Genomic DNA, 22,119 nt, shown 5'->3' with positions numbered 1-22,119 from the left:
ACGACATGAGCAAAGAGTATAATTATAAAGTTGAGTGGTGCCCTATCTGTGAACAAGGTTGGGTGGAAATAATGAAAGATCAGGAAAGTAACAAGTTAATTTTAATTTGTAGCGAGTGTGAAAATGAGTGGGAAAATCCAGAATATATTATTGTTTCTAGTGAGAAAGTACATTTAAGCGAAAATATTAGTACTCCAACATTTAAAGAAGTAAAAGAAAAGGGTTGGCAAAAATATATTATTAGTTAAATTTATGTAGGTGGGAGTGACTCCCCACCTACATTTGCCCAAATTTGGCTACAAGAACATGCTTTACGTTACGTTAACCATTAAATAATGCACTGATGAAAATAGGGACACTAGGGGAAAGGTTCATCGTCCCTTAGTGTATCTAAGTAAATGGCATGAGCAGAGTCTAATCATCTCCCACAAAAGGATAAATTTTTTTAGCTTCAGTATTTTTCTAAGTGATAAAAAGTGGGGACTTATATAGAAATCTGAGGGACAATTTGTCCCTAAAGTAATATAATCTTCAAGTAACGGGTTATGTTAGTTGAAGATTATATTTGTAATTTATCTTGAATTCAAATATTCAGTAAACGGGCGCAAACGTGGAACAAGGTGTTTGCGCCTTTTTTTATTGAAACTAGTAGAACAACTAACCTCTAAAATGAATGGATAATTATGTTAAACTTAAGTTGGGTATTTATATAGTGAATATTTTTATGAGGGGGATTTATACTGAAGCAGTTACTTTTAATTTGTGTATTGGTTACAGTACTTTCAGTTTTATTTGGTTGTTCGTCAGGAGATAACTCATCACAAATAATTTCACAAAACCTTGTTCACTTAAGTAATGGAACACCAAAAGAGGCACGGGAATATTTTGAAAGCAAGATTAAACAGGGGGATGGCGGATTACATTCTTTCGATTTTGAGGGAAAAACTTATTTAATGTTATTAGAACAGAATAGGATGATTAGTACAATTAAGGAATTTCCTGACCACGTTAGTGTTGGTACAACTTTTAATCCAGCATCGCCAGAGGGTGAAGGTACATATAATGGGGAAAATGAAATTCAACATATTCTATATATTACTGTTATTGATGAAATCAATAAGCCATTAGGAATTTTCAGGGAAGAAAACTCAGAAAAAGTAGAATAGTGGCTATTTAAAAGGACTATAGTATCTCGGAATCAAGACTTCAGCAATCGGGCGCTAAACTGGAATAAGAGATATTCTCACTTCCCCTTTGATCATAGAAAAACATTTTTATGCTCATTTATTGAAAATTATGTAAATAAACGATACAATAACGTAATATTTATCTTTAGCTATTTAGGGGGAAGAGAAGTGAGTACAAATATTTACTTTACAAGGCATGGAGAAACTATTTGGAATACAAATAAACTAATGCAAGGTTGGAAAGATTCTCCTCTAACTGACAAAGGCATTAAACAAGCACACCAATTATCTGAGAGGTTATCAGATATTCATTTGAACGCTGTTTATTCAAGTACAAGCAAAAGGGCAATTGATACAGCTGAAATTATAAAGGGAGATAGGCCATTTGAAATAGTAAAATTAGATTCATTAAGGGAAATTTCTTTTGGTAATTGGGAAGGTAAAACTTTTGAAGAAAATAAGGAGGAATCTCCAGAAGAATGGAGGGCATTTTGGGAGACTCCACACCTCTTTACAAATAATTCAGTTGAATCATTTGTTAAAGTACAAGAAAGAATGGTAAATATTTTTAAAGAAATAGTGGAACAACATCCTTTTCAAGATATTTGCATCGTATCCCATTCAATTGCACTTAACCTTTTAATGAACTACATAGAAAAGACACCACTTAAAGAATTATGGTCAACTCCACCAATACCTTCAACAAGTTTAACTTTGATAAAAGCAAACACTAACTATTATGAAATTTTATATAAGTACGATACCTCTCATATGGTTGAAACAATATAAAATAAATGTATAAAGTTAAAGTTATCTCGAATTCAAGTCATCAGTAAACGGGCGCAAATCTGGAATAAGATTGTGCTCTCTTTTTTTATTGAATGTATAATTACAGATTATTAATTGGGTATTTATGTTAAAATTTTAATTAGATTATGTAGAAGTGTATTTAAGCTAACGGGCAGTAGTTTGTAAAAAATAGATATTAAATCCACTGGAGGAGATAAAATGCCCAAGTTTCATAAAGTTTATTTGATCATAACTATATTTATTATAGTGATTTTATTGTCACCATTTATTTATCTAGAAGTGAATAAAAATATTTATGAAAATAGGGTAACTAATTACCTCCTTGAAGAACGAGGATATAACGCCGAAGAAATAGCGTCAGTCGAAGGTGTTTTTGGATTTAAAATGCCTAAATTTTATACAACAGTCACTTTCGAAGATGAGCCATATGTTAAATACACTTATTTTGCTCACAATGAGGTATTGCAATTTAACTACGAAATTATAGACGAAGAACACGAAGGGATAACTAAAGAAGACTTAAAAAATTATGACCCAAGTGGTTGATTGGTTCTTAATATATTACATTTTATTCAAGTATCAGGTCGGTTGTTAGTCGAAGTCATATGTGTAATTTATCTCGAGTTCAAATATTCAGTAAACGGGCGCGCGAACATGGAATAAAGATGTTCGCACTCTATTTCTAGAATGCAGCATTAGCTGAAGTTATGACATTGTATTATTAATACATATTTACGAGGGGGGGAAGAAATGATTGACCATAATAAAAGAATGCTTAAATGGGAAAGAACAAGAAAAGTTAGGAAATGGAAATATGTTACATTCGGAACGATGGCATCAGCAGTAGTATGTTTTATAACCCTCCTTGTTTTAAGCTTTTTGTTTAAAGATGAGCTAAGACTAACATATTACATTTTCCAGTCAATCATTGTAGGTTTGTCTGCTACCATTACTTCATGGTTAGTAGGTGAAAGAAGGTATAAAAGATTGATGAATAGCGATCGTCACTAATCAATAACAGGTCTATATAGAAAAATTATTTTGCATATTATCTTGGTTTCGAGATTTCAGCAATCGGGCGCAAACCTGGAATAAAGGTTGTGCCCTTTATTTTTTTCTTAATCATATAATTACGGGTTATTATTTGGTAACTTATGTTAAAATTTTAATTAGATTGTGAAGAAGTACACTTAAACTAACGCGGCAGAAGAGTTGAAAAAGTGAAGTTAGTGTTTAAGGAGCTGAAGTAAGCGAGTGAGCTATGAAAAGGACATTCAAAAGCAATTTTATAAAATTTATAAAGAGCTAATTACCGTTTCGGAATTCGAAGAATGGCTTTATAATACACCAGAAATAGAAAAGGTTTATGGTCATGACTTTTACTTTAACCTACTTGATTTGAATTATAGAAGTAGGCACATTAAAAACGAATTAGAGAAAGTTATTGAAATTAAAATTCCATTTGGTGAGTTTGAACAAATGAGGATTGTTTCATTATTAGAAAATATAATTTATGAAAAAGGTGATTTAGTAGAGGTTTTAGAGCAGGTATATGACGATTATTGCAAAGGATATTCATTTCTTCGATATTTAGGACTTAATTATATTACTGGAATTGATAATCTTCCTAAAAAGAGAGAGATGTTAAAGAATATTAAACCTAAGATAGTTAATGAAGCAAGGAGATTGTTATCATTTTTTCAGCATGGGCTGTTAAAAATAACTGATGAAAATGAATATGACGATTATCGTACAGAAAAAGAGAAGGTAGAAATAAATAATATTGAAAAAATGTTTAATGACTAAATCGTTGTTGAGCTAACGGGTGCTTTCGTATTATAAGGTTAACCAGTTTTTACTGGTTGACCTTTTTTATATAGGACCTATTATATCAGTAGCCAGGGTAGGACGAACGGGTGCGTGGGACACTGATCCCGTCAACTAAACTGTCCGCCCCCTACTCATAGAAACATGTTTGAGGCTGGTTGAGACAACGATCTCGAATAACAAGCGAAGCTATGATACTAGGAGATGGATTAGGGGTTACTGGTAAGTAAACAGGAGAGGAAGAGATAGAAATGAATCCAGTAATTGGTCTGGATGTTTCAAAAGGGGAAAGTGAAGTTCAAGCCTTTCTAGATAAGAGAAAACCTTATAAAAAAAGCTTTAGTGTACTGCATAACAATAAAGGACTGGAGACTCTACTCCACTTTATGTCAGAGATTGAAGAAGAAACCGGAGTTAGACCAACAGTAATTTTCGAATCGACAGGACATTATCACACATCAATTGTTCAGTTCCTAGAGGAGAATAATTATCTGTATATTATGGTTAATCCTTTATTATCCTATCAAGCAAAAAAATCTAGTTTAAGGAAAGTCAAAACTGATGCGGTAGATGCTTTTAATTTATGTGAGCTTTTCTATAAAGAAGAGCTAGAGCCTTATAAACAGAGAGGTATTCAGCTTTTGGACCTACGGAATCTAACAAGGCAGCACGAAACAGTGACAGGTATCTATGTACAGACAAAATTACAATTTCATTCTATATTGGATCAAGTATTTCCAGAGTATAGAGGGGTGTTCGGAGATTTATATTCAAAGGTCTCCTTAAAAACATTATTGGAATTTAGTACATCAGAGGCAATTTTAAAGGTTGGGATAGATCAACTCACAGATAAGATAGCTTGTGAATGCATAACCAGATCAGAGCATTGGGCAAGGGATAGAGCTCAAAAGTTAATCGAAGCAGCTCAACGAAACCCATTTAAGAGCACGTTGTATCAAAGTCATTTATTTAGTCTTCAAATGTATATTCAAATGCTTCTTCAATACCAAGAGCATCTTTCAGAGTTAGACGACCAAATAGATGCCTTGGCAGAAGAGCTAGAAGAATATAAGATAATCCAATCGATCCCCGGAATTGGAGGAAAAATCGCTGCCACGATTGTTTCTGAAATTGGTGAGATCGAAAGGTTTAGTCACCCTAAAAAACTGGTAGCCTTTTCAGGGATTGATCCAAGTGTTCATTCGTCTGGAAAATTCACAGCAACAATAAACCGAATTAGTAAGAGAGGTTCAAGCCAGTTACGCCATGCCTTATATATGGCAGCTCTATGTGGTATTCGGAGTTCTCGCAATAAAAAGCTAAAAGAGTTTTATGATCGAAAACGAGAAGAGGGTAAACCCTTTAAAGTAGCCATGATTGCATGTACTAATAAACTTATTCATTGGATATATACCCTTTTAAAACGAAAAGAGAATTTCCTAGACTTAGCTTAAACAACAAAGATAAGTAATCAATCCAATACCTTCCATTTATGTAAAGGAAGGTTATTTGGCATGAGCATTTTTAGTATATCATTATATGTAGAAGTTTTTTAATGAAAAATATTGACTTCTATTAGCTGGTTTAGTAGAAGATCATATTTGTTTTATCTCGAAATCAAGTCTTCTGCTTTAGGGCGCCAACCTTGAATAGTATTTGCGTCTTTTATTATTGGGCAGGTTAGTTGAATAAGAGGTGAAAAAACGGGAGTGAGATGATGGTTAAAAAGAGTATTTTATTTATCCTGATAGCCCTATTTTTAACAGGATGTAATGAATTGGAAAACTATAAAAAAGATGCATTGGAGTTATGGAAGAATGGAGCAGGAGATAAATATTCTATCCATATGTTCAGGGGCAATGGTTCCAATTCTAAGGAATCTGAAAGAATTATAACATTGAACAAGTATGAGAAATTTGATGCAATTTATTCACATCGATATATTGAGGATGATACCAGTATAGGAGCTAACGATATAGACTACTTAAAAGCCTGGGGTGAGAAAGAGTACCCGTTTTATCTCATAGTATCTAAAGGCGGGATTGCTTTAAAAACTACTTCTGTTAATGATATTGAAGAATTTTTTGAGAAAAATGGTGGTCAACTAAAAGGAGATAGAGAGTAGTGATGCGGTTCTAATTGTGCTAACGGGTGCGTTCGTATTATAAGGTTAACCAGTTTTTACTGGTTGACCTTTTTTATATAGGACCTATTATATCAGTAGCCAAGGTAGGACGAACGGGTGCGTGGGACACTGATCCCGTCAACTAAACTGTCCGCCCCCTACTCATAGAAACATGTTTGAGGCTGGTTGAGACAACGATCTCGAATAACAAGCGAAGCTATGATACTAGGAGATGGATTAGGGGTTACTGGTAAGTAAACAGGAGAGGAAGAGATAGAAATGAATCCAGTAATTGGTCTGGATGTTTCAAAAGGGGAAAGTGAAGTTCAAGCCTTTCTAGATAAGAGAAAACCTTATAAAAAAAGCTTTAGTGTACTGCATAACAATAAAGGACTGGAGACTCTACTCCACTTTATGTCAGAGATTGAAGAAGAAACCGGAGTTAGACCAACAGTAATTTTCGAATCGACAGGACATTATCACACATCAATTGTTCAGTTCCTAGAGGAGAATAATTATCTGTATATTATGGTTAATCCTTTATTATCCTATCAAGCAAAAAAATCTAGTTTAAGGAAAGTCAAAACTGATGCGGTAGATGCTTTTAATTTATGTGAGCTTTTCTATAAAGAAGAGCTAGAGCCTTATAAACAGAGAGGTATTCAGCTTTTGGACCTACGGAATCTAACAAGGCAGCACGAAACAGTGACAGGTATCTATGTACAGACAAAATTACAATTTCATTCTATATTGGATCAAGTATTTCCAGAGTATAGAGGGGTGTTCGGAGATTTATATTCAAAGGTCTCCTTAAAAACATTATTGGAATTTAGTACATCAGAGGCAATTTTAAAGGTTGGGATAGATCAACTCACAGATAAGATAGCTTGTGAATGCATAACCAGATCAGAGCATTGGGCAAGGGATAGAGCTCAAAAGTTAATCGAAGCAGCTCAACGAAACCCATTTAAGAGCACGTTGTATCAAAGTCATTTATTTAGTCTTCAAATGTATATTCAAATGCTTCTTCAATACCAAGAGCATCTTTCAGAGTTAGACGACCAAATAGATGCCTTGGCAGAAGAGCTAGAAGAATATAAGATAATCCAATCGATCCCCGGAATTGGAGGAAAAATCGCTGCCACGATTGTTTCTGAAATTGGTGAGATCGAAAGGTTTAGTCACCCTAAAAAACTGGTAGCCTTTTCAGGGATTGATCCAAGTGTTCATTCGTCTGGAAAATTCACAGCAACAATAAACCGAATTAGTAAGAGAGGTTCAAGCCAGTTACGCCATGCCTTATATATGGCAGCTCTATGTGGTATTCGGAGTTCTCGCAATAAAAAGCTAAAAGAGTTTTATGATCGAAAACGAGAAGAGGGTAAACCCTTTAAAGTAGCCATGATTGCATGTACTAATAAACTTATTCATTGGATATATATAATGGACCCATAAATCTAGACACGAAATAAGGAGATGTTAAGGTAGGTTTATGGGTAGAAGAAAAAGATATACATCAGAATTTAAATCCAAAATCGTGCTAGAAATCTTAAAAGAAGAGAAATCCATTTCCGAGATCTCTTCTGAACATGGAATTCATGTGAATCAACTACGCCAATGGCGGAAAGCAGCACTGGAACAAATGCCACAAATCTTTGAGACCAATAATAAGAAAGTGGATCAGATGAAAGAGGAGTATGAAAACCAAATTGAGAACCTATACGCCGAAGTAGGTCGTTTAACCACGCAGTTGTCGTGGCTTAAAAAAAAATCTGGCATTAAAGACTAGAGCTGAACGAGTCTCCATGATCGATTGGGAAGGCTCTGACCTCTCCATTAAAGCGCAAGCAGAATTACTCAGCTTAAATCGAACCAGTCTTTATTATAAGCCTGTGGAGCCTTCACCTGAGGAGTTGATGATTAAGCATAAGATTGATGAAATCTACACTAAATATCCGTTTTTTGGATCCAGGCGAATCAAGGAGTTTCTTAAAAACGAAAAGATTTTCGTTAATCGAAAAACTGTGCAAGGTCATATGCGAGAAATGGGTATCGCTGGTATTTCACCTGGTCCAAACCTCAGTAAAAGGAATCAGCAGCATCGCATTTATCCTTATTTACTCAGAGGTCTGGCCATCACGCACCCCAATCACGTTTGGGGGATTGATATTACCTATATTCGATTAGAGAAAAACTGGATGTATTTAGTCGCAATCATAGACTGGTATTCTCGGTATGTAATCAGTTGGGAACTGGATCAAACACTTGAAATGGACTTTGTATTAGAAACTGTTAATAGGGCGCTATCTAATCATCAACCGATTATTTTAAACAGCGATCAGGGAAGCCATTTTACGAGCCCGCAATATACAGATTTACTTAAGGAAAACGATATTAAAATCAGTATGGATGGGAAAGGGCGAGCCCTTGATAATATTATTACTGAGCGACTCTGGCGAACAGTCAAGTATGAAGAAGTCTATTTAAAAGATTATACGAGCCCGAGAGAAGCCCGCAATGAGATTAATAGTTTTTTACATTTTTACAACCAAGAACGCCCTCACCAATCTTTAGGCTATCAACCCCCTGCCACTGTTTTTAGCCAATCTTAGGAGAGTCCTCCTCTCGTAAGAATCTATGATAGACATGAATCATCAAAGGTGGAATAATACAATAAACCCCAGAACTCTCCTAGGTTCGTGTCATAGAAGTATTACCCCACCTTAAAAATTCAAATTCCGTGTCTTGACGAAAGGGTCCACCTTAATATACCCTTTTAAAACGAAAAGAGAATTTCCTAGACTTAGCTTAAACAACAAAGATAAGTAATCAATCCAATACCTTCCATTTATGTAAAGGAAGGTTATTTGGCATGAGCATTTTTAGTATATCATTATATGTAGAAGTTTTTTAATGAAAAATATTGACTTCTATTAGCTGGTTTAGTTGAAGGTCATATTTGCAATTTATCTCGAATTCAATTATTCAGCAATAGGGCGCTAACCTGGAACAAGGTAGTGTCCTTTATTTTTGTTTTAATCATATAATCCTATGGGAATTAACTGGATATTTGTGCTAAAATTCGAATTAGATTTTAAGGTGACGAGCAATATAGTGTAATAGTGACGGAGAGGGATGTTAAGTGAATAAAAAAAGTTTATTGTTATATGGACTTATTGTAGTGTTAATTATTATTGGTTGGTATGCATATCAAAAAAACACTGATGATACTTATACAGGAATGTCAATTATTCCAGAACAACATAAGGATATTCCGTTATTTAAAGGGTTGAAACCAAGACAACATGATTATGTTATTAGTGGGAAAGTCCATAAACAAATATATGACTATTATGTTGAAGAACTAGAAAAACATGGTTGGACACCTAGGTATAAACAGTTGGAAGAAAACTATTTTGTTACTAAGTGGCAAAAAGAAAATTTTAAAGGTGAATTACAAGTTTCAGCACAATATAATAAATTCGAAGAGGAAACAGAGGTCATCTTTGATAAGATTCCTTTATACAAATCAACTCCTTGGATTGAAGACTTACCTAAAAGCATTTGTATCTATGAGAACTTAAATCAAGAAGGTTGTTTAGAAATAGGTGAAAAATCCAAAGTTGAGGAAGTCAAAACACTAATAAATAAGGCAATAGATTGGGAAAAAGATGAAATACCTTATAGAGAAAAAACAAGCGTCATCGATTTTGGGGATACAAAAATTAAGGTACATTATGGAAATAATAAAGAAATATATTTGGAATCCAATAAAGGAATAAAAATAATGAAACCAGAACGTGAGTTTTTTGAATTGACAAACCTATCGAAATAATAGGCTAAGTGAAAATGTATTTATCTCGAATTCGAGTATTCATTTATAGGGCGCAAACCTGGAATAAAGGTGTTTGCGTTCTTTTTTATTTTTGGGCCATTATGTTGAAGACTTGGATTCGAGATAATACTTTAAAATGTATTTTAAACTAGGACCAAATTGGAATTGTCATATAAAGGAAATTGGTTCTCTTTTATGAATTGGGTGTACAAAAGGACCATAAAAATGAGTCTTTATTTAATAAATTTACGCCTCTCTATAACTAAATAATTTCATTCTAAAAAAATTACAAAAATTGTTTGAAAATTAAACATATTTTGTTAAAATGACAAATATACAAAAAATGTTAAAGGACGTGTTTTTATGTATAAAAAGGTTGTATTTTCTGCTTTACTATTAATTCTATCAATGCCAGTATTTGTGCATGCTGCAATGGGGATAGTTGAAGCTAACTCTTATATCAATACATCATCATCCACAATGGGGACTCCACATATTGATGTAACAATGAGTAGTTCAGCCAGAGAACTTCAAGCAACTGACAACGATGTGGATTTAATAGAAGTTCGACATGATAGTTATAGGGATAACCAAAGATGGACCATGTGGATTTCAGATGACACTGATAAGTTCGTATCATTTTCAGATGATACCATTGATGAGTATGATGAAAGTGAATACGAGGTGTACACTACTGGAACGGTATATTACAGAGATGGTACGCAAGCAATTAATACAGATTCCACTCGAAAAACTGTAGCTAATTACTAGTTACTAGTGAAGGAGTTACCTAAGATGAAGAAAATTATGATCTTATTGACTATTTGTGTTATGGTGCTATCAATACCAATAATTACAAATGCAAGTACTGGTTTCGTTGAAGCTATGGCTGATATCCAGTCAAGTTCGTCAACTATAGGAGATCCACATGAAGTAGTTTCGGGCTTTACAGATGCTATTGAACAGATTAATTCGTCAGAAGTTAAGGAAATTGAAGCTACTGTAACTTTGTATCAAAATAATTTAGCTCAATGTACTAATAGTAGAACACAGTATGATACAGGTAGTACTTGGACATCTTGCTCATCTAATGAATATGATAGTGCAGAGTGGGAAACATTTTCTGAGGCTTATGCAGAGTACTACCCAAATGAAGATAATTCTTCTAATCCTAGTTACAGTACTGACTCTAAGAAACTAACTGTTTCCGCTTATTAATTAAGGAGGTAAATTACTTATGAAAAGGTTTATGATAGGTTTGTGCTTTGCCCTTTTGGTTTCTTTTGCTATAATTTCAGCTACTGATTCATTAGCAAAAGATAATAAAGATGAGCGAGGTCATTCATTTACAGTACCAAGTAACCAAGAAGAAAAAGAAATCAAAGATAAAGTAGATAAAGCTAATAAAAAATTCATGAAAGATGTAAAAGATGATATAGTTGCTACTCATAACATAAATTTACAGGGCTACAAGGAAAAGGATCTCCATGAGGTTTATAACTCAGAAGGTGACCTAAACAAAATTGCACCAGCATTAGGAGAGATCATGAAGAAACAAGAGCGTGGCGATGTAAAACCTATATTATATGTAAAGAATAATAAAGCAGTTATCTTAGAAAAAAAGAATGATGGAACTAACCATGTTTATACATTGAAATTAAAAAATGATGCTTGGGAAATCGATAACAAAAAACATCTTAAAGGCAAAAAGATTAAGCATCCATTAAATAAAAATTAGTATTAAATATAAAAGATACGATATAAGGTAGATGCCATTGTAAAAGAGTTTTATAAACAGAAAGGTAGAAGCCCACCTACTAGATTTTGGTGTCTTCTACCTTTTTAGTATCCAAATCGCATATAGGTTCTCTATCAGTAATCAGCTTCTTCTTTTAATTTGTTCAACTTTTGTATAATAGCCTTATCACTGGATTTGAATAGCTGAATTTAAATGCACAAGCTAATAGGCTGTTAACTGAATATAAACAAAAGTTTGGTTTAGGTAGTGGAGATATCTAATGAGGCAAATAAATATCTTATTAAGGAGTCTTTCGTGTGAAAAAGATTATATGTCTTATCTTAATTTTGTTATTAATAACAGGGTGCTCACAAGAAACTACCACGAATGAGAAAGACATCACGAAGATTCATAACGGAGATGTAAAAGTGTATGAAGATGTTTTAACACTAGAGGATGTTGAAGAAGATATTGATGGAGACGGTCATAAGGAGCGTATTATTTTAAACGTTTCACCAGCTCCTCATCCTAATCCAGAGAGTGACAGTCAGTATCTTTGGGATGATAGTCATGTTTGGCAACTAGTTGTTAAGAATGATGGGAATCAATATACCTTATTTGATGACCATGTACAAGGAAAGGCTGAGTTATATATTGTAAATGAAAAGAAAGATCAGAATGCTATTGTATTTCAGCAAAAAGGTACCATGTTGCATATGTCTGTATTTAGATATAAAGACGATTATTTTGAAAAGGAAGTAGTATATAATTCAGGAATGATGCTTCACCGATCCACCATTAAATAAAATTTATTATTGCATGAATGGGAGGTTGGTGAAGATCAAATCTGTAATTTATCTCGAATTTAAGTGTTAAGAAATCGGGTGCTAACATGGAACAAAGAAGGTTGCGTCCTTTAAATTTGAGTTTCATCTAAACTATAAATTAACCACATTGATGTATATGTTAAAATAAACCAGTGTTAGTAGTTATAAGGAGGTGCCATTCTCTATCAAAAAAATATTTCTTTTATTCATGTCAGTATTTATTTTGACAGGGTGTAACAACCTTTATAAAGATTCAATTTCATATTCTCAAAAAGAACTATTAGAAAGATATACAGATATGGTTGAAGATGGTTATGCAATAAACTACTTTTACGAAAGAGAATCAAGTCTTCCAAGTGAGATATGGGATTTACAAAAGTATGAAAAATGGTCAAGGTTGAGCCTGCATGGTAGTGAAAAGTCAAATAGAATAAATATGTACAAAGAAGCATTTAATGAATCTGAGTACCCTTTTTATATTGTTGTATCAAGAAATGGATTAGAATTACAGACTACTTCAGTTGAAAAAGTTGTTCAGTTTTTTGAGAGGAATGGCGGAGAAATAAATTAACGAATATCTTGAATTCAAATCTTCATGAATCGGGCGCTAAACTGGAGTAACAGTAAATAAACAGACCGGCAAATATGCATAGTTTTATACAAAACTCTTATTTTACGGTCTTTTTTAATATGCAAAAAACATACTGCCAATTCATACATAAATTAAATGCCAAATACAGTTGGTGTTATTGTTCTTGGGGTTTGTGCGTATTTAGCCTATGAAAAGGGACTAGAATTGAAAGCTATCGGTACAAATGCCGACGGTGATGGGATTGGAGTTAGTTTTCTAGGGCTACCAGTGGCTGAACGTGTCCCTGAATCAAACATTCCACAATACGCTAATGGTTTCGTAGTATTTAGTGTAAGTATAGGTATAGTGTGTTTATTACTTTTGTTCCTCCCATTAATAAGAAAACTTAAGCCTTCTTTAGTAAGGTGAAAACGGTAAAACTCTTATTCCGTATTAGGGAGAAAACCTGGAATAAGATTGTGCCATTCTTTTGTATTGATCGTATAGTTACAGCTTATTAATTGGTTATTTATGTTAAAATTTTAATTAGAGTGGGAAGAAGTGTACTTAAGCGAACGATGCAATATAGTTTAATAAGATTTAGGGAGGAGGAAAACTCATGTTTCGTTTCTTAGTTATAGGTCCATTAGTTTTTCTGCTATTAGGATGCACGAATATTGAGAAAAGTGGCACGGCTACAAGTGCTAATAACAATGATAGCACTGTTTCAACAAAAGCACCTAGACAATCACAACAAAAAGGAAATAAACAACATACAAATGATGCAAAAAAACCTTTAACAATGGAGCAATTGAAGAAGAAGGTTAAAGATAACATCTTGGAAGTTACAAAATATGAATCGTCTTATGCCCTGGTGAAAAGTGAAAATAGTTATCAATTTTTTGATTTAATGACGGGAACAAGTAAAAGTCTCCCTGTTAATGTTGATAATATAAAGTCTTATCAAATTAAAGATAAAGACCATATTCGATTTTTAGCAGATGGCACAAATCGATTAAATTCCAAACGCGTCTTACCATATTATTTTGATTGTATAAGAGTCACAACAGATGGACCTTTTGCAAGGCATGATGTGAAAACATATTTCCCACTTAATAATGCATTAGAATTTGGAGGGAAACCAGATGAAGTGGTGTCTGACATAAGGTTCACGATGAATGGTCTTCAAATCTTATTTACACCACAAAAAAGTAAAGAAGCTATGTTTTATGCAGACTATACGACTATTCCTGTTACAACGACTTCTTATAATGAAATGACCAATACTTTTGTAGTGGAATTTAAACAAACACAATTATCAAAAGAAATTAATAAAGTTAATGTTAGACCAAATGATTTTATAAAGCGTATTAACACAAAAACTGAAGGTGAGAATGTACAGATATCTATTGAGCTCAAAAGTGCTGCGGAAGTCTATTCAGGTAATGTTGGACACCTTAAAAACAAAAATAACTTTCCTTTTCTTACATTTACATTTGCTCAAAAATCCTTTAAAGAAGTATTTGGTGGTGCTGTTGCTGAACTTTCAAAATAAAATTTCTTCAACTATCGGATGCGTAGAAGAGCATATTTGCAATTTACCTCGAATTCGAGTCATCAAGAAACGTGGCGCAAACCTGAAACAATGGGGTTGTGTCTTTTATTAGTGATTATGAGTAAATATAAGAGATATAACGTACTAGTGAATTGGAAACATAACTTACTTCTAAAAAACTTCACTTCAAACCAGAATTTTCAAAATTATATTGATCGGACTTAAATGATTTGAAATAATTGTAATAAATTTATGTGTGGAGGTAGTGGGATGTATTTTCTTCAAATGGCAGGGTCTCCTGGATGTGGAAAATCTACTTTAGCTAGAGAAATTGGAATAAAAACAAATGCGGTTGTAATTGATCACGATATTATTAAGTCAGCTTACATGGAATCAACTAATGATTCTGATAACTTATATGCAGGAAAGGTTTCCTATAATATTGATTGGTCATTAATTGATTTTCATCTATCTCAAGGCTTCAATGTCATTTTTGATAGCCCATGCTTTTATGATGTCATTATTCCAAAAGGAAAAGAGTTGGCTATGAGGCATAATGCTGAATACAAATATATAGAATGTTATCTGAACGACATACAAGAGGTTGATAGAAGGTTAAGAACTAGGGAACCAATGAGATGCCAGTACACAGCATTACCTGAAGGAGAAGAAGGGGAGCGGTATAAAAGAGGCTTTAATAAAAGCATAAGACCAGATACGGAATATATTGCTATAGACACTTCCTATCCAATAGATAGTTACATGGAGAGAGTTCTTGACTATATAGGGAGAGTTAAGACCTCATAATTCGATGTTTAACTTTTTAATATACTAACTAAAAAATTACTGAGGAGGAGACATATGAAAGTAGACGATCCAATTCATCGTGAGATATCCATTTTAGATAAAGATATGCAAGATTTAATAAAAACAAAAGCATTTATGCGTCTAGCGAACATTAAGCAACAAGGGAATACATATTACTTACATCCCCATGCAAATCATACAAGATATGAACACTCCTTAGGTGTTTATGAAATGTTTAGAAAAGTAGTAAATAGTTTAGTAAAGAGAAATTACCTTATATTATCAGAGTATGAGATGCGAGTTGGTATGATTGCTGCATTATTGCATGATATTGGACATGGTCCTTATTCACATTGTTTTCAACAAATATCAGGGCAAGATCATGGAGAGTGGTTTTTACGAATTATAAAAGAAGATGAAGAAATTAAGTCTATTCTCTTAAGAACTCCTAACTTAATCGATGATGTAATTAGTATTTTAGATGGACAAGAGAGATTTCAAATAATTGAAGAGATTTTGTTTGGCTCGTTATCTGTGGATCAGCTGGACTTTTGGAATAGAGATTTATACCACTCATCTATTAATATTGACCAAATGAATCTTGATAATTTGATCCACTCTCTTAAGATCGTTGATAGGAAATTAGTGATTGGTTTAGAAGGTATAAAGGAAATTGAGCAAATGATAAAGATAAAAAGAGCACTATACAACGAAGGTTTTGGCCATCCATTTGTAATTGGTTAAGATATTCTTCTGAAAGAAATATTTAAAAGAATGACAAACTACAGTGAATTATATCTATCAAAGGATCTTTCTCATGTGATCATCAATGATTTTTCTAAAATTAATATCAGCCAATATCTTGATATAGAAGACCATACTATTGAAGTTGAGCTAAAAAATATAAGCAATAACCCGGAAATACCATTAGAGTTGCAAAACATGGCTCAATTGTATTGCAGCAATAATGAAAGCTTGCCATACTCCCAAATAGAGGGACCAGAGCCAGCTGGTCAAGATAAAAATGCAAGAACTTCTTTAGTGTGCGAAAAGAAAAATTATAGTTCATATATTGGAGGTGTTTATGTAAGTAAGGGAAATGAATTAATTGATATTCGCCATCTTTCAAGAACTATTGAAGAAAGTTATAAATCAGATTTGAAGTCGTATTTCTTTATAGATAATTTCACGTCAGAAGATATTTTAATAAACTAACTTACCAGAATAGCGAAATAGAGAGGATTAGAAAATGGTATTAATTTTATTAATGATAATACTTATTTTAATTATAGGTGGTTTGGGAGTTTTAATTGATAGCAATAGAAAAATCACTAAGATAGCAAATAAAATCGATATATTCGATATTGAAGATAAAAAAGTACCTAATGAAGAGATTGAGGAAGAACTTGAAAATATTAACAAGGAAAAGTAGTTAATATGTATCTAACAGGAGTTATAGTTGATCATAAAATTAGTATTTATCTCGATTTCAAGTCTTCCGCATAAGACCAGCTATAAAATGTCAAGTGACTAAAGAGATGGTTCTACTAAGTTCACTGTAATAAAATTTGGCATGCCAAATAAACCTCACCCTTGTGATTATTAAAATTAAAATAAACAGATGTTACTCATCGTTTATTTGAGGGCGTGGTTCATAGGGTTTTTGATCTCTTAAAATCGCAAATATGATGTGTGTTAATTTACGAGCTACGGCCCCTACTGCAGTACCGTGAACTTTTCCACGTTTTCTTAATTTCTGATAATAAAGGGATAGGGCAGGATCATTAAAACTAGCCACAAATGCTGCTTGCCAAATAGCTCGTCTAAGGTATGGTGAACCTCTTTTTGAAATCTTCATATTCGAGCCAGTAAATTCACCTGATTGGTGCACGGAAGCATCCAGGCCTGCAAAGGCGACTAATTGTTTAGGTTGCTCGAAGCGATCAATGGAACCAATTTCACCTAAAATGACTGCAGCTGTGATATCACTCACGCCTGTTATGGTGGTTAAATAATGATGTTGACGATTCGAGAGCTCACTTAACTCTTCCTCTATTTGAGCCAATTGTTTTTCAAATAGAGCTATTTGTTCCAGTAGAAGATGGATCTGCGTTTTAAATGCATCTGAACCTATTGAAATACCGAAGGTATTTTGAGCACTTTCCTTCAGATGTTCAGCTTTCCATCGAGCTCTTGTAATTCCATAACGTCCTTTACTCACGCGGTAAAGCACATCTGCCAGCTTGTCAGTATCAATGTCTAAAAGGTCTTCTGGTAATGTATAGTTTAGTAGAATTTCTGTGGAAGATAGCCCGAAAACATCAGAAAACACTTTCTCATATTCAGGAAAAACCTGATCTAGTAAAGCGATAACTTTACGCTTAACATCTGAACTTTGGTCTACCAAAGCATAACGTAGTCTCTCGAGGTGTCTGAGTTGAAGTAGATCTTCTTGAACAAAAGGAGTCGCTTCTGGAGAGTCAATACGGATAACTTGAGCAATTAAATACGCATCTTTCATATCTGTTTTGGTTTTACGAATATAAAAATTACGTAGTGCATCAGACTGCATAGGATTAAAAGCCGTTACTTTAAACCCAAGTTGATGAAGGAAAGAAAAGAGAGATAACCAATAGTGACCTGTGGCTTCCATACCACAAGCACAATTTTCAGGTGTAACCTGGTGTTGATTTAAGAAATTAAGAAGTTTTTCGCTGCCTTTTTTAGTATTGGCAAAGCGTAAAGTTTTTCCGATAGAATCCCCTTTTTCATTGATCAATCCAGCCTCATGATGATGCTTTCCAATATCAATACCAAGATAAATCATAGACATACCACCCAAATATAATTAATCAGATGAAAGGAAGCCTCTTATGCTTTATAGATACTCAACCTCGTTCGATATACGGTAACAACGTACCATCCAGCTTATACGAATAGTTCTATAAAGAAAGAGGTGCCAGTCTTATGAACGAAGACAATGCTTCAAGGGCGCAGAACGGCAACCTCAATCTGATTTAAATCCATTATACCTTCTGATAAAGGTATAGAGGATTAAAGCCAGAAGAAATCTGACTAATAATAATATACGAGGGCGCTTTTCTGGAATAAGGAAAGGCCTTTTTGGTATGGATCATAGTGCAGTTTAGTAAGACAGTGGAACTAAAGTGTTTACGATGTTTGATTTGTATAAGACAGAATATTGCTAAAATTTAGGAGGTGTGCTACACTCAAAATACTTATACAGGTGACATAAGTGAGATAACTTATGTTGGTGCCCTTAATGGTTAAAAACACTAATGTTGCACAGTGCCTCCAATCAAATTGGGGGCATTTTTTATTTTTGAAAGGAGAGTGGATAAATTGCTATTAAAACATGATTACACAAACTTGTTTGAGGATGTACATACTCATGTAAAAGAAAGTGCTGAAAAATTAGGAGCAAGTGGTAGCGCCCTTTTTATTATCCAAAATGACAAAGTCGTAACAGAGTCTTATTTTGGTAAACAGTCACACGCTACAAATGCTCGAAAGGTTCAAGCAGACACCCAATTCCATATTGCCTCTGTAAGGAAGGCTTATATCGGTTTTGCAGCTGCTTACGCGATTTACCATGGCTATATTTCCATTGATGATCCGATTCAGCATTTCGTTGAAGATTCTCATTTATCCGCATATGAAGGGGTGACAATTCGTCATTTATTAACTCACACACATAGATTAAATATAGTTGATGGCGAATTAGTTAGTGACTATTATCCTGGTGAATCATGGGCGTACCGAGGTCCTAGCATTGATTTGTTGACAAGCATTATCCTAAAAACAACAGGACAATCCGTTGCTGATATTGTGAAAGAGCAAGTGTTTGATCCGGTCGGTTTCCAATCAACGGAATGGATTAAGATGAGTCAGCCTCACCCAAAAATTACAAACACCATCCGAGATACTGATAACATCTATTGGACTGAAACTGATGTGGTAGATGGTTCTGGAATGAATATGTATGTGTCTGCCAAAGAGCTTGCGTTGTGGGGCTACCTTCATTTAAAAGAAGGAAAATGGGGAGATCAACAGATTATTCCAAGAGAAATCATTCAATTGGCAACATCAATACAAACTCCTAACCCGAAACTTCCTATTCATAAGAATGGATGTTTATGGTTTGTAAAAGACACGAATCATAGCTTTAACCAAATAGGTGATGCAGTACCAAAGGGTTCCTATCAATTACTTGGCTACACAAATGTAGCTCTGCTAGTCATCCCAGAGGAGAACCTAGTAGCAGTAAGAATGTTTAATCGGTATGGTTCCTCAGAAGGATTCGATTATCTTAACGATATTCGCTCTTTTGGCGACACTGTTTATAAATGTTCCAAACAGACAAGTACAATGTAATAACACTTGATTTTAGAAGGGGAAGATTTATTGAATAAATTTAAAAAAGTAATTATTAATCATCATTTAGAATCAATACAATTTGTAAAATCTTTAGATTGTTTAAGTGAAAAGGAATGGCGAACTCAGATTGAAGATAATAAATGGACTATTGCAGAAATTATTGGTCATTTCAAGCCTTGGGATGAGTTTGTAATTCATAAACGCTTACCTTATTTATTTTCAGATAGTGCTCTTCCAAAAGGACCAAATTCTGAAAATTTGAATACAGAATCAGCCTCTATTAGTAGAGAGCAAAGCAAAGAAGCTACTATAAATGAGTTTATCTCTATAAGAGAAAAGCTTTATAAGGCAATAAACATAATTCCTGATCAGCAATGGGAGAAAAAGTTTTCAATAGGAGAAACTGAGCTCTCTTTGTATGAATACTTAAATGGTTTGGCAAAACATGATATTCATCATTTTGAACAAATCAAAAAAGTGTTAAATAGAAATGATAAAATGTTCGAAAGGAAGCAACAAACCTAGTGTAAGCCGAAGAAATTCACACACAAATTATCTCGAATTCAAGTGTTCCAGAAACGGGCGCTATTCTTTAATAAGAAGTTGCGTCTTTTTTAGTTTGGGAAGCGTAAAATACTTCCTAACATAAAATTGGATATTTATGTTAAAGTGAAAGATGTGTTATGAAAAGATTTAGGTAATTGATAATAACTGTAATAAAATACAACTATTTCGGAAGTGGTGATCATTATTAAAAATGTTGCCCGTTACACTTTTTTAGCATTTACTATGATTGTTTCAGTTTATGGTTACTTCAAATTACAAAACAGTGTAGAAACTGGGAAAAATTCAGCCAGTGAATATCTATCTAAAATAGGAGGAATGAACACAACTGAATATAGAAAGTTAACGGAATGGTATATAACTTCTGAAGTGTTATTAGGGAGCATTTTATTATTAATCGGACTTATATTTTTTTGTATGTGTATGTATAGGTTTACCAAACATCATTGAAGCACTCAAATAAGGGGGAAGTTATATGTTAACTAGTATTGGAGTACCAGGCTTAATTTTGATAATTATTCTATTTGCAGTGTTTATTGGTCTAGGAATATTAATTTTTAAAAGCCTAAAAAATAATGAAAAATAACCTTTCTTATAATTAAAGTCTTGTTGTGGGATACATCTGCTAATTGAAGATCGTATTTGTAATTTATCTCGAATTCAAGTAATCAGCAAACGGGCGCGTTTATCGAATAAACGTGCCTTTTTAAATGGGGGTAGTGATGGAATCATACAATATAAAAGGAAGGGAAATGGAATTAATATCTAGAAATATCTAGAATTGAATGATTGATATCTATTCGTTTGAAGGGGCCTTCGGAGAATTTAGGAGGGAGAAATAAGTGAAAAAAATAATTTTAGTAGTCATTGCTCTCATTTTAGGGTTTTTATGGTGGCAGCAATATAAAGAAAACAAAGAATTTATGGACAGTTTATTACTGCATCAACCGATTGAAAGAAGTCAAGTCCATATTGCTAGAGTGTGGGAAACAAATAAAAATGAGAAAATAATTCAAGAAGAAGAATTAAACAAAATAATAAGTTGGTTTAATGATTACCCCGCAAACAAAATAGCTGAACAATCTAGGATTGATGGGACTTCTCAAAATTCTAAGGTTAAAGCGGGGATCAATATTGAACTGAAATCGGGATATAAAATTAAGATATTTTTTGTAAATGGGGATTCTATTTATGTAACAAGAACCGTTATTAAAGGCGGTATGCAAATTACTTACTCTTTTCTTGAAGAAGCACCTAAATTAGAACATTATTTTGAAGAGTTTTTAGAACAATAAAAAGGGCTTTTTTGTAAAACTGACAGGGACTAGAGTAGAAGATCCTAATGGAGATATCTCGAATTAAAGTCTTCCGCTTTAGGGCTCAAATATGAAAGAAAGATGTTTACTTCTTGTTTAACCTCATATTGTGAATTTAGTAATTTAATGGAGGGTATCTACCACAAGTTGGAGCTGTAAGAACTGTTAAAGTAACACTAACAGCTATAGTTAGAGTTTTGGAGGCTTAATTTGAAAATAGAAGATAAAATGGATGTTATATTAAATAAACGAAAAAAATTAAATATAAATGACGGTTTTGGAATACAGAAAAGTTGGGAGGAAATTATAGAAGTTCTCTCAAAAAGTGAAGAAGAAACTATAATATATCTTGAGAATTGTAGAAAAGAAGATCTATATTGGATTAGTGAAGTCTTTGAAGATATAGCTGAAAACATACAAAGCAATGAACTCATTAGGTGTTTAAGAAAATTAGATGAAAAATACCCAGAATTAGAAATGAAAAATGATATTGATATAGCAGAAAGTTATTTAGAAAAATTTTAGCTAATCAATAGTGTAATTTAGTCAAAAAGCATCT

General features: G+C 33.4%; 27 protein-coding genes. 26 read left to right on the top strand and 1 reads right to left on the bottom strand.

All coding sequences use genetic code 11. The annotated features are described in order from the left end of the window. Positions 1–5 precede the first annotated feature (5 nt). The 22 genes from GS400_RS12790 to GS400_RS12685 all read left to right on the top strand — a co-directional run bounded on the left by GS400_RS12790 (position 6) and on the right by GS400_RS12685 (position 16,714). Positions 6–248, top strand: coding sequence for a hypothetical protein (locus GS400_RS12790; RefSeq protein ID WP_160102345.1), 243 nt, complete (start codon positions 6–8; stop codon positions 246–248). 519 nt (positions 249–767) lie between these two features. Beyond that, positions 768–1,166 (top strand): hypothetical protein, encoded by a 399-nt coding sequence (locus GS400_RS12785; protein WP_160102343.1) that lies wholly within the window; start codon positions 768–770, stop codon positions 1,164–1,166. 189 nt (positions 1,167–1,355) lie between these two features. Then, on the top strand, positions 1,356–1,976 hold the full coding sequence (locus GS400_RS12780; RefSeq protein ID WP_027447686.1) for a histidine phosphatase family protein: 621 nt from the start codon (positions 1,356–1,358) through the stop codon (positions 1,974–1,976). 219 nt (positions 1,977–2,195) lie between these two features. Next, positions 2,196–2,543, top strand: coding sequence for a DUF3139 domain-containing protein (locus tag GS400_RS12775; protein ID WP_081673052.1), 348 nt, complete (start codon positions 2,196–2,198; stop codon positions 2,541–2,543). Positions 2,544–2,747: 204 nt separating this feature from the next. Beyond that, complete coding sequence (locus GS400_RS12770) at positions 2,748–3,008, top strand: hypothetical protein (RefSeq protein ID WP_027447744.1); 261 nt, start codon at positions 2,748–2,750, stop codon at positions 3,006–3,008. A gap of 243 nt (positions 3,009–3,251) precedes the next feature. Continuing rightward, the gene (locus GS400_RS12765; protein WP_160099891.1) at positions 3,252–3,803 is read left to right on the top strand and encodes a hypothetical protein; all 552 of its coding nucleotides are present in this window, start codon (positions 3,252–3,254) and stop codon (positions 3,801–3,803) included. Between the two features lie 272 nt (positions 3,804–4,075). Next, a complete protein-coding gene (locus tag GS400_RS12760) occupies positions 4,076–5,278 on the top strand; it encodes an IS110 family RNA-guided transposase (protein ID WP_160102341.1) in 1,203 nt (400 codons plus the stop codon). 260 nt (positions 5,279–5,538) lie between these two features. Beyond that, entirely contained in the window at positions 5,539–5,949 is a 411-nt protein-coding gene (locus GS400_RS12755; RefSeq protein ID WP_236560928.1) for a lipoprotein, read from the top strand. Between the two features lie 279 nt (positions 5,950–6,228). Further along, a complete protein-coding gene (locus GS400_RS12750; RefSeq protein ID WP_160102339.1) occupies positions 6,229–7,404 on the top strand; it encodes an IS110 family RNA-guided transposase in 1,176 nt (391 codons plus the stop codon). A gap of 37 nt (positions 7,405–7,441) precedes the next feature. Beyond that, a protein-coding gene (locus GS400_RS12745) for an IS3 family transposase (protein WP_201450096.1) occupies positions 7,442–8,561 on the top strand; the annotation gives its coding sequence in 2 pieces (ribosomal slippage) (positions 7,442–7,713 and positions 7,712–8,561; 1,122 coding nt in all). A gap of 530 nt (positions 8,562–9,091) precedes the next feature. Beyond that, positions 9,092–9,784 carry a hypothetical protein gene (locus tag GS400_RS12740; protein ID WP_160102337.1) on the top strand — a complete coding sequence of 231 codons (693 nt, stop codon included), beginning with the start codon at positions 9,092–9,094 and terminating at the stop codon, positions 9,782–9,784. Positions 9,785–10,147: 363 nt separating this feature from the next. Beyond that, positions 10,148–10,555, top strand: coding sequence for a hypothetical protein (locus GS400_RS12735; protein WP_160102335.1), 408 nt, complete (start codon positions 10,148–10,150; stop codon positions 10,553–10,555). 24 nt (positions 10,556–10,579) lie between these two features. Next, the gene (locus GS400_RS12730) at positions 10,580–11,002 is read left to right on the top strand and encodes a hypothetical protein (RefSeq protein WP_160102333.1); all 423 of its coding nucleotides are present in this window, start codon (positions 10,580–10,582) and stop codon (positions 11,000–11,002) included. Between the two features lie 19 nt (positions 11,003–11,021). After that, positions 11,022–11,522, top strand: a complete 501-nt coding sequence (locus GS400_RS12725; RefSeq protein ID WP_160102331.1) for a hypothetical protein — start codon at positions 11,022–11,024, stop codon at positions 11,520–11,522. Between the two features lie 317 nt (positions 11,523–11,839). Continuing rightward, positions 11,840–12,328: a hypothetical protein gene (locus tag GS400_RS12720; protein ID WP_160102329.1), complete on the top strand. Its 489-nt coding sequence runs from the start codon at positions 11,840–11,842 to the stop codon at positions 12,326–12,328. Between the two features lie 229 nt (positions 12,329–12,557). Further along, the gene (locus GS400_RS12715; RefSeq protein WP_160102327.1) at positions 12,558–12,920 is read left to right on the top strand and encodes a hypothetical protein; all 363 of its coding nucleotides are present in this window, start codon (positions 12,558–12,560) and stop codon (positions 12,918–12,920) included. A gap of 156 nt (positions 12,921–13,076) precedes the next feature. Further along, positions 13,077–13,349 (top strand): hypothetical protein, encoded by a 273-nt coding sequence (locus GS400_RS12710; RefSeq protein WP_160102325.1) that lies wholly within the window; start codon positions 13,077–13,079, stop codon positions 13,347–13,349. Between the two features lie 190 nt (positions 13,350–13,539). Beyond that, positions 13,540–14,475 carry an AMIN domain-containing protein gene (locus GS400_RS12705; RefSeq protein WP_160102323.1) on the top strand — a complete coding sequence of 312 codons (936 nt, stop codon included), beginning with the start codon at positions 13,540–13,542 and terminating at the stop codon, positions 14,473–14,475. A gap of 270 nt (positions 14,476–14,745) precedes the next feature. After that, complete coding sequence (locus tag GS400_RS12700) at positions 14,746–15,282, top strand: P-loop nucleotide/nucleoside kinase family protein (RefSeq protein WP_160102321.1); 537 nt, start codon at positions 14,746–14,748, stop codon at positions 15,280–15,282. Positions 15,283–15,336: 54 nt separating this feature from the next. Beyond that, positions 15,337–16,026 carry an HD domain-containing protein gene (locus tag GS400_RS12695; protein WP_160102301.1) on the top strand — a complete coding sequence of 230 codons (690 nt, stop codon included), beginning with the start codon at positions 15,337–15,339 and terminating at the stop codon, positions 16,024–16,026. A 75-nt stretch (positions 16,027–16,101) separates the two neighbouring features. Then, positions 16,102–16,497, top strand: coding sequence for a hypothetical protein (locus GS400_RS12690; RefSeq protein WP_160102299.1), 396 nt, complete (start codon positions 16,102–16,104; stop codon positions 16,495–16,497). Between the two features lie 34 nt (positions 16,498–16,531). Beyond that, entirely contained in the window at positions 16,532–16,714 is a 183-nt protein-coding gene (locus GS400_RS12685) for a hypothetical protein (RefSeq protein WP_160102297.1), read from the top strand. A gap of 192 nt (positions 16,715–16,906) precedes the next feature. Here the strand turns inward: GS400_RS12685 and GS400_RS12680 are convergent, their stop codons facing one another. Further along, a complete protein-coding gene (locus GS400_RS12680; protein WP_160102295.1) occupies positions 16,907–18,109 on the bottom strand; it encodes an IS110 family RNA-guided transposase in 1,203 nt (400 codons plus the stop codon). A 536-nt stretch (positions 18,110–18,645) separates the two neighbouring features. Here GS400_RS12680 and GS400_RS12675 point away from each other — a divergent pair. The 4 genes from GS400_RS12675 (at position 18,646) to GS400_RS12660 (ending at position 22,085) form a co-directional block, all read left to right on the top strand. Next, positions 18,646–19,677 carry a serine hydrolase domain-containing protein gene (locus tag GS400_RS12675; RefSeq protein ID WP_160104620.1) on the top strand — a complete coding sequence of 344 codons (1,032 nt, stop codon included), beginning with the start codon at positions 18,646–18,648 and terminating at the stop codon, positions 19,675–19,677. Between the two features lie 30 nt (positions 19,678–19,707). Further along, positions 19,708–20,205, top strand: coding sequence for a DinB family protein (locus GS400_RS12670; RefSeq protein ID WP_160102293.1), 498 nt, complete (start codon positions 19,708–19,710; stop codon positions 20,203–20,205). 881 nt (positions 20,206–21,086) lie between these two features. Further along, positions 21,087–21,539, top strand: a complete 453-nt coding sequence (locus GS400_RS12665) for a hypothetical protein (RefSeq protein WP_160102291.1) — start codon at positions 21,087–21,089, stop codon at positions 21,537–21,539. A 231-nt stretch (positions 21,540–21,770) separates the two neighbouring features. Beyond that, positions 21,771–22,085 carry a hypothetical protein gene (locus GS400_RS12660; protein WP_160102289.1) on the top strand — a complete coding sequence of 105 codons (315 nt, stop codon included), beginning with the start codon at positions 21,771–21,773 and terminating at the stop codon, positions 22,083–22,085. Positions 22,086–22,119: the final 34 nt, after the last annotated feature.

Source organism: Pontibacillus sp. HMF3514 (genome assembly GCF_009858175.1).
Classification (GTDB): Bacteria; Bacillota; Bacilli; order Bacillales; family BH030062; genus Pontibacillus.
This window is presented reverse-complemented; position numbering and strand designations above follow the sequence as displayed.